Here is a 9,461-nt window from a genome sequence, read left to right on the forward strand (position 1 = left end):
TTTACATTCGATATGAGTATAGGTTTATTTTTACGCAATGTAATATTTCGGAGTTTTTTTACATATCATAGAGACCTTCACTGCGTTCATGTGAAAGTCTTCCCTATTTTTGAAAGCGAGGTCATATAGTGAACGAAAAAGAAAAAAATAATGCAAAGAAGGCTGCTGCCCCTAAGAGGACATACAGAAGAAGAATTTCTCCAAAAGAAAAGCCTGCAAAGGATACTGCTGTAAAGGCTGAAGCCGCTGCTTCAAAGCCAAGAACGAGAACAAGACAGCCCAAGGAAGTTAAAAAGACTCCTGTAAAGATCATTCCTCTCGGCGGACTTAACGAGATCGGCAAGAACATGACCGTATTCGAGTGTTCCAACGATATGTTCATTCTCGACTGCGGACTTGCCTTCCCTGACGCTGATATGCCCGGCGTCGATATCGTTATCCCTGATTTTACCTATGTTGAGCGAAACAAGGAAAAGGTAAGAGGTATCGTTATAACTCACGGACACGAAGACCATATCGGCGGACTTGCTTATCTGCTCAAAAAGATAAACGTACCTGTTTATGCTACAAGGCTTACTATCGGACTTATTGAGGGCAAACTCAAGGAACAAGGACTCTACGGAAAGGTGAACCTCAACATCGTTGAGCCTAAAAAGACCGTAAAAATGGGCTGTATGGCTGTTGAATTCATCAAGGTCAACCACTCTATCCCTGATTCGGTAGGTATGGCTATCCATACTCCTGCGGGAGTTATCGTTCATACAGGCGACTTCAAGGTGGATTACTCCCCTATTGACGGCAAAATAATCGACCTTGCACGCTTCGGCGAGCTTGGAAGCCGCGGAGTTCTCGCTCTTATGGCTGACTCAACAAACGCTGAACGCCCAGGATATACTCATTCAGAGAGAACTGTCGGTGACTCCTTCGACAAGCTTTTCCAGAAGGGCGAGGGCAAGCGTATAATCATCGCTACATTCTCATCTAATATACACCGCGTTCAGCAGATAGTGAACTGCGCCGCAAGATACGGACGAAAAGTCGCTGTATTCGGCAGAAGCATGGTAAATGTAATCAATACAGCTATCGAGCTTGGATATCTTGACGCTCCTGACGGAATATTCATCGACATTGAAATGATGAACCGCTATGCAAGCGAGCAGATAGTTCTTATAACCACAGGAAGTCAGGGCGAGCCGATGTCAGCTCTTACCAGAATGGCTATGAATGACCATAAAAAGGTCAACATTACGCCTATGGACTTCATTATCATCTCTGCAACTCCTATCCCCGGCAATGAGAAATTCGTTACCAGAGTAGTAAATGAGCTTATGAAATCAGGCGCAGAGGTAGTTTACGAGGCTATGTACGAAGTTCATGTTTCGGGACACGCTTGTCAGGAAGAGCTGAAGCTCATGCAGTCGCTTACAAAGCCAAAGTTCTTTATCCCTGTTCACGGCGAGTACAAGCACCTTAAAAAGCACGCCGACCTGGCGCTCCAGCTCGGTATGCCAAAGGATAATGTTATAATCGCTGAAATAGGCAATGTCATCGAAACAGACGGCAGCACTATGAAGGTCGTATCACAGGTGCCTGCAGGACGTGTTCTCGTTGACGGTCTCGGCGTAGGCGATGTAGGCTCGATCGTTCTCCGTGACAGAAAGCACCTTGCTCAGGACGGTCTCATCATTATCGTTATCGGTATCGAGAGAAGCAGCAATGAGATAGTTGCAGGTCCTGATATCATATCACGTGGATTTGTTTATGTCCGCGAATCAGAGGAACTCATGGACGAAGCAAAGGGACTTCTCACAGATACCCTTGCTAACTGCTCCGCAAGTGAGCTCAGAGAATGGAATTCACTTAAAGGCAAGCTTCGTGACGCGCTTTCTGACTATATTTACCAGAAAACAAAGCGCAGTCCTATGATACTGCCTATTATCATGGAAACATGATAGGCTGTGCCTGAGTCTTAACGCTCAGGCAGGCATATCCGAAAGGAGCTTAAATTTGAAAAAGAAATTTCCGGCAGTTCTGATGATGCTCCATGTTTTGGTGCTTGGAGTGCTTATCCCGACGTATCTGCTGATAGACCGCAAAAATACAGTGCTCAATGCACTGATACTATCCGTGGTCGCACTTATATTAATTTGTGTTATCTATACTATAATATACTCCAAGAATTCAATGCGGCGCATTTCTAAAATGAATCAGCACCTTGAAAGCTCCGCCGCTGAATTTATGAATTCTCTCCCCGCTCCTGTGGCAGTTATCGACGAAAGCAGACAATTCGTCTGGTATAATCAAATATTTGCTGAAAAAATAGGTCTCGGACAGGACGTATACGGACTTGAGCTTGAGGGCTTCGTCAAAATAGACATGAATATGCTTCTAAAGGAAGGCTCGGCTATATGTCCCATGAACGGCTCGATATACAATGTCACAGCCGAAAAATTCGACAAGAACGATATGTCCTTCCTTGTACTGTATTTTCACGACGATACAAGCTACTATACCGTCAGGAAGCGAATGGAGGAATCACATCCCAATGTTGTCATCATTAATATCGACAACTATGACGATATAATGCAGAATGCTAAGGAAAGCGAAAAGGCGCAGGCTTCTGTTGAGACCGAAAAGCTCATCGAAAACTTTATGAGCAAGACCAACGGCTTTATAAAAAAGACCTCGTCAAACACTTTCTATGCAATAATAGAGAATCATCATATAAATGAGATAATCGACAGCAAGTTCAAGATACTTGACGCTGCAAGAAACATCAAGATATCTGGAAAATATTCCCTTACATTCTCCATAGGCGTAGGTCAGGGAGCTTCTTCCCTTGCTGAAAGCGAGAAATTCGCCCGTCAGTGCCTTGATATGGCTCTCGGACGCGGCGGCGATCAGGCTGTAGTAAAGACTGACAACGGCTACCGCTTCTTCGGAGGCGTATCAAACGGTGTAGAAAAGCGTTCACGCTCCAAAACACGTATCATTGCAAACGCACTTCAGGATCTTATAATGAACAGCGACAAGATATTCATTATGGGACATAGATTCGGCGACCTTGACTCTGTAGGAGCTGCCTGCGGTCTTGCGGGAGCTATCTCACTCGTTGGCAAGCCTGTATATATCGCTGTTGACCGTACTAAAAACCTTGCTACGAACCTCATCGACATTGTAGACGAGGAAACTGAGGGCGAATTGTTCATAACTCCTTCGGAAGCTGAGGGCATGATCGCACAGAACGATCTGCTCATTATCGTTGATACACACAACAAGGACTATGTGGAAAGCAGGTCTCTCTATGAAAAGGCAAAGAATGTGGTAGTTATTGACCACCACAGAAAGAATGTCAACTTCATTGACAATGCTGTCATCTTCCACCACGAGCCCTATGCTTCATCTGCTTCGGAAATGGTCACAGAGCTTCTTGAATACTTCAATTATGACGGCGATGAAAAGCTAAGGAACTGTCACGCTGACGCTCTCCTTGCAGGTATCATGCTTGATACAAAGAATTTTGTTATGCGTACAGGCGTCAGGACCTTTGAAGCAGCCGCTTTCCTGAAAAAGCTCGGAGCTGATACAGTTGCCGTAAAGCTTCTGTTCTCCAATTCAATCGATTCATACAGGAGAAAAACTCAGATTGTGGCATCTGCGAAGATACATAACAACTGTGCTATCGCCGCCGCTGATTTCAAGTCAGACGATATACGGCTTGTAGCTCCGCAGGCTGCTGACGAGCTCCTTGGTATAACTGATGTAGACGCATCATTTGTTATCTACAAAACAGGAAACACCCTCAATATCTCCGCAAGATCTCTCGGTGCGCTCAACGTGCAGGTAATTATGGAACAGCTTGGCGGCGGCGGTCATCAGACTATGGCTGCAACACAGCTTGAAGGCACTTCCGTTGAGGACGCTGTAAAATCACTTATATATGCAATAGATGAATGCCGTAAAAATGCGGATAATACTCACTAAGAAAGGTTGGAATCACCAATGAAGGTAATTTTTTTACAGGACGTTAAAGGTTCAGGAAAAAAAGGCGAATTAAAGAACGTTGCAGACGGATATGCACGAAATATGCTTCTCCCCAAGGGATACGCCGTTGAAGCAACTCCAGAAAATATGAACAAGCTGGAGGGAGCTCAGGCTTCTGCACAGCACAAAATAGACGTTGATGTACAGGCTGCCAAGGACGCTGCTGCAAAGATCAAGGGCAAGAAAGTCGAGATCGTTGCAAAGGCAGGTTCAAATGGCAAGCTCTTCGGCTCGGTAACTGCTGCAAACGTAGCCGACGCTTTATCACAGCAGCTCGGCGTAAAAGTCGATAAGAAAAAGATAGTTCTCAGCACCGATATCAAAAATTTCGGTTCTTATACAGCAACTGTAAAGCTCTATAATGGTATTGCAGAGACTATCGACGTTGAAGTCAGCGAAGGCTGATAGGTGCGTAATATGGACGAAAACGATATCCTGCTCTCCGCCAGAGAACTGCCACACAGTATCGAGGCGGAGCAGTCTGTTTTAGGAGCGATAATCTCCGATCCGCAGGTTCTGTCTGACGTGATCGAGCTCATAAAGCCCGAATACTTCTACAATGACCAGCATAAGGCGCTGTATTCAATAATGCTGCAAATGAACTCCATGAGCCTGCCAGTTGATATCGTGACGGTACTCAACGAGGCTGAAAAGCAGCACATATTTGAAAGCCCTGCCGAGGGAAGACGCTATCTCGCAGAGATAGGAAATCTTCTCCCCTCAACTGCAAATATCGAAAGCTACTGCAAAATCGTTGCAGATAAGTATTTCCTCAGAAGTCTCAGCTATGTGGCAAGAACTATACTTGAAGAGATACAGTCAGGCGAGCAGAACGCTCAGCTTCTTCTTGACGCGGCTGAACAGAAAATTTACGATATCCGTCAGGGGCGCGACGTAAGAGGACTTGTTCCACTCTCTGAGGCTATTTCCGAAGCTTATGACCGTCTTGGCAAGATATCAGGTCCCGATAAGGAAAAATATGTAGGTGCAAGGACAGGCTTTACTCTCCTTGACAGCATAACCTCGGGACTTAACAAGTCAGACCTGATAATCATAGCCGCCCGTCCTGGTATGGGAAAGACCTCGTTTGCTATGAATATTGCAACGAATGTTGCAAGACGAGCTGAAAAAGAGGTAGTTACTTTCAATCTGGAAATGTCAAAGGAGCAGATAGCTACAAGAATCCTCTCTACAGAAGCTCTTGTAGAGTCAAATACGCTCCGAAACGGCAGAATATCAGGTGATGACTGGGTAAAGCTCGCAACAAGCGCAGGCTATCTCAGCACACTTCCCCTTTATATCGACGATACAGCGAGCATGACTGTTCAGAAGATGAAAGCTAAGCTCCGCAGGACTAAAAACCTCGGACTTGTCATCATCGACTATCTTCAGCTCATGGAATCAACCTCAAAATCGGATAACAGAGTTACCGTAATCAGTGAGATAACCCGTCAGCTAAAGGTAATGGCTAAGGAGCTCAATGTTCCTGTAATACTGCTTTCACAGCTCTCCCGTGCTGTTGAGAGCCGTACAGATAAGCGCCCAATGCTGTCAGACCTCCGTGAATCGGGTTCTATTGAGCAGGACGCTGATATCGTGCTTTTCCTCTACCGCGACGCTTACTATAACAAAGAAAGTCAGCGGCAGAATATATCCGAATGTATCGTGGCTAAAAACCGTCACGGCGAAACAGGCACTGTGGAGCTCATCTGGGACGGACAGTATACACGCTTCTCAAATCCCGATTACAATGCTCCACCCGAGAATATATGATGCTGACTAAGGTTTATAAATTCATCAATGACAATAATATGATATGCCGCGGCGATACAGTCGTATGCGGACTATCAGGCGGTGCGGACAGTGTTGCGCTTCTCATTTCTCTATCGGAGCTCAGCGAAAAACTTGGGATAAGCGTTGAAGCACTTCATGTCAATCACTGTCTCCGCGGAGCAGAGAGCGACGGTGACGAACAATTCTGCCACGAACTGTGTGCAAGGCTGAATGTGCCATTTAAGGCTATATCCTGTGATGTCAGGTCATATGCGGAACAGTATTCCCTTTCGACGGAAGAAGCCGCAAGAAAACTCAGATATGATATTTTCATGGAGCATTCAAAGGGCAAAAAGCTTGCTACAGCACATAATGCCAACGATAATCTTGAAACAGTCATACTGAATCTCGCCCGCGGCACGGGCATCAAAGGACTCGCAGGAATACCAATAGTCCGCGGAAATATCATAAGACCGCTTCTTACCGTCACTCGTAAGGAGATCGAAGATTTTCTCGCCAAGCGGTCACAGCCCTATGTTACGGACAGCACAAATCTGTCTGACGATTACACCCGTAACAAGATAAGGCACAGGATACTGCCGCTCCTTGCTGAGATAAACAGCTCGGCAGTTGAAACATCTATTAATTCAATAAATACAGTCCGCGAGGAAAATGCGTTTATCGAGGAGCAGACTGACGAAGCAATGAACAAATGCCGAATCAAAAATGCTCTGAATGGACTTGGCAAGTATCCGCCGATAATCAGAAAGCGCTGTATATCAAGGCTTCTCAGTGAAAATAGACTTCCCTACTCGCACAAACGGCTTGAAGAAGCAGACACCGCTCTTATGGAAGGCGGAAAGATAAATATTTCCGGTGATATTTATCTCATAGGTTCAGATGATTCTATAGAGCTGAAAAAAATATCTCCGCAGGCAAAAGATGTCACAGAATCGCCGCTTATCATCGGTATAAACCGAATTTTCGATAACTGCGAGCTCATTTGTGAAATTATCGAATGTGAAAATTTGAAGAAAATTGAAGCTGTTCACAAAAAATCCACATTTTATCTCCTCGATTATGATAAAATAAATGGAAGGACTATTTTAAGAAGCCGAAAGTTCGGTGACAAAATAAGGCTTAGCGGAAGAAGCTTTACTTCTTCGATAAAAAAGCTGATAAATGAAACTATTGATGCTGAATTACGTCCTACGCTTCACTTCATTGAAGATGAAGAAGGTACAATTTTTGCGGAGGGCATAGGTATAGCCGACCGCGTTGCACCTGATAATAATACAGTCAGATGTCTTAAAGTTTCAGTAGAAAGACACTAAAGAATGGAGAGGATAATTTGACACCTAAAAAAAGCAAGGGAGTTTTCACCTACCTTATCGTTATTACCATTGCTGTTCTTTGCCTTGTTCTTATAAGCTCAAAGCTCAATGCCAATACCGATAAAACTGAGTATACTGAGATAATCAGTTACTTTGACAAGTACGATGTTTCATATTACGAGCTTGACCTCGGTACAGGCGAACTCACCTACAGGATCAAAGACGAAGATAAAGACAGGCATTATACGGTTCCTAACGTTAATATCTTCCTTGAGGACACAAAGGATTACCGTAAGAATTACAATGCCACACATGATATGCCTCTTGAACAGGACTATATCAAGATAACAGACAGAACATGGCTGTATTCGCTTATTCCTGTTATACTGACTATACTTCTCGGTATAGCTATACTGTACTTCATGATGAAGCAGGGCGGCGGCGGCGGAAAGTACGCAACCTTCGGCAAGGCAAACCTTAAAAACGGAGCAAGCGGACGAAAAGCTACTTTCAAGGACGTTGCAGGTGCTGACGAAGAGAAACAGGAGCTTATCGAGATAGTTGACTACCTCAAAAATCCTAAGAAATATACAGACCTCGGTGCAAAGGTGCCTAAGGGCGTACTCCTTCTTGGACCTCCCGGTACAGGTAAGACGCTTCTTGCCCGTGCAGTTGCAGGCGAGGCAGGCTGTCCGTTCTTCCCTATCTCGGGTTCTGATTTCGTGGAAATGTTCGTCGGTGTCGGTGCTTCACGTGTAAGAGACCTCTTCGAGCAGGCTAAGAAGCACGCTCCTGCTATTATATTCATTGATGAGATAGACGCTGTAGGACGTCACAGAGGCGCAGGTCTCGGCGGCGGACACGATGAGCGTGAGCAGACACTTAACCAGCTTCTTGTTGAAATGGACGGATTCACAGGCAACGACAGCGTTATCGTTCTTGCCGCTACAAACAGACGTGATATCCTCGATCCTGCTCTCCTTAGACCAGGTCGATTCGACAGACAGATAGTTGTCGGCTACCCTGATGTCAAGGGACGTGAGGAGATACTCCTCGTTCACTCAAAGAACAAGCCCCTTGGTCCTGACGTAGATATCAAGCGTATCGCAAGAACCACCCGTGGATTTACAGGTGCAGACCTCGAAAACGTTCTCAATGAAGCAGCTCTCCTTGCTGCAAGAAACGACAGACTCTCTATCACAGAGGCTGATATCGAGGAAGCTACTCTTAAAGTTATTGCAGGTCCTGAAAAGAAATCAAGGATCGTTACTCCCCGTGACAACTTCATTACCGCTTATCACGAAGCAGGTCATGCAGTTGCATCTTATAACCTCAAAACACAGGATAAGGTACATCAGGTAACCATAATCCAGCGAGGCATGGCAGCTGGTATGACTATATACCGTCCTGAAACAGACGATCAGCATCTGTCAAGAACTGCAATGTTCGAGAACATCATCTCCCTACTCGGCGGACGCTGTGCAGAAGAGCTCTTTACAAATGATATCTGTACAGGTGCTTCAAACGATATCGAGCGTGCAACTTCAACTGCAAGAAAAATGGTCACAAAGTACGGTTTTTCAAGCAAGCTGGGCACTGTAGTTTACGGCTCTGATAATGACGAGGTATTCCTCGGTAAGGATTACGGTCATACAAAGAACTACAGCGAAACTGTAGCTGCTCAGATCGATGAGGAAGTAAAGTCTATCATCGACAAGGCATACGCAAATTGTCTTGAAATACTCAAGGCTAATGCAGATAAAATGCATCTCCTTGCAAAATATCTGCTCAAGTATGAAAAGATCGACGGTGACGACTTTGAAAAGCTTATGAGAAACGAGCTTATAGTTGATGTGTCTGATATCCCGGACGAGATACCACCATACGAAAAGGCTGATATTGCTGAAAATGACAGCACTTTATAAGAAAATTATCCCGAAGAGCTGCTCTTCGGGATTTTCTTTGGCGCTTTAGCGAAACTAAACCCCCAGTTCTACTGGGGGAATAAAAATGCTTTAGCAAAAGCTTAAAAATAACCTCCAAGTATGATAGAATAGTAAAGGTTTGGCGACCACATTACTATCTGAGATACAAGGAGGTTATTAACAATGAAAAATGAAATAAAGCATACAACCCACTCCACATACAGATGTCAGTATCACATAGTGTTTGCGCCGAAATACAGAAGAAAAGCTATATATGGACAGTTGAAGGCAGATATAGGGCAGATACTCAGAAAGCTGTGCGAACAAAAAGGAGTAGAAATAATAGAGGCAACAGCAATGACAGATCATATACATATGCTGGTAA

The 9,461-nt window shown here is 44.7% G+C and carries 7 protein-coding genes; all 7 read left to right on the forward strand.

Features of this window, described 5'->3' with window-relative positions:
• Positions 1-125: 125 nt before the first annotated feature.
• Positions 126-1,952: an RNase J family beta-CASP ribonuclease gene (locus T497_RS0110845; protein ID WP_155266899.1), complete on the forward strand. Its 1,827-nt coding sequence runs from the start codon at positions 126-128 to the stop codon at positions 1,950-1,952.
• 55 nt (positions 1,953-2,007) lie between these two features.
• A complete protein-coding gene (locus T497_RS0110850; protein WP_028515646.1) occupies positions 2,008-3,984 on the forward strand; it encodes a DHH family phosphoesterase in 1,977 nt (658 codons plus the stop codon).
• 18 nt (positions 3,985-4,002) lie between these two features.
• Positions 4,003-4,449 (forward strand): 50S ribosomal protein L9, encoded by a 447-nt coding sequence (rplI, locus tag T497_RS0110855; RefSeq protein ID WP_028515647.1) that lies wholly within the window; start codon positions 4,003-4,005, stop codon positions 4,447-4,449.
• Between the two features lie 12 nt (positions 4,450-4,461).
• Complete coding sequence (gene dnaB, locus T497_RS0110860; RefSeq protein WP_028515648.1) at positions 4,462-5,817, forward strand: replicative DNA helicase; 1,356 nt, start codon at positions 4,462-4,464, stop codon at positions 5,815-5,817.
• Positions 5,817-7,151: a tRNA lysidine(34) synthetase TilS gene (gene tilS, locus T497_RS16610; RefSeq protein WP_037324939.1), complete on the forward strand. Its 1,335-nt coding sequence runs from the start codon at positions 5,817-5,819 to the stop codon at positions 7,149-7,151. The genes dnaB and tilS overlap by 1 nt, the downstream gene beginning before the upstream one ends.
• A gap of 17 nt (positions 7,152-7,168) precedes the next feature.
• The gene (gene ftsH, locus T497_RS0110870; protein ID WP_028515649.1) at positions 7,169-9,076 is read left to right on the forward strand and encodes an ATP-dependent zinc metalloprotease FtsH; all 1,908 of its coding nucleotides are present in this window, start codon (positions 7,169-7,171) and stop codon (positions 9,074-9,076) included.
• Positions 9,077-9,259: 183 nt separating this feature from the next.
• Positions 9,260-9,461 (forward strand): IS200/IS605 family transposase (tnpA, locus tag T497_RS0110875; protein ID WP_028515650.1); only part of this gene is annotated, 202 nt, incomplete at its 3' end.

The sequence above is a fragment of the Ruminococcus flavefaciens MA2007 genome, assembly GCF_000621845.1.
Lineage (GTDB): Bacteria > Bacillota > Clostridia > Oscillospirales > Ruminococcaceae > Ruminococcus > Ruminococcus flavefaciens_E.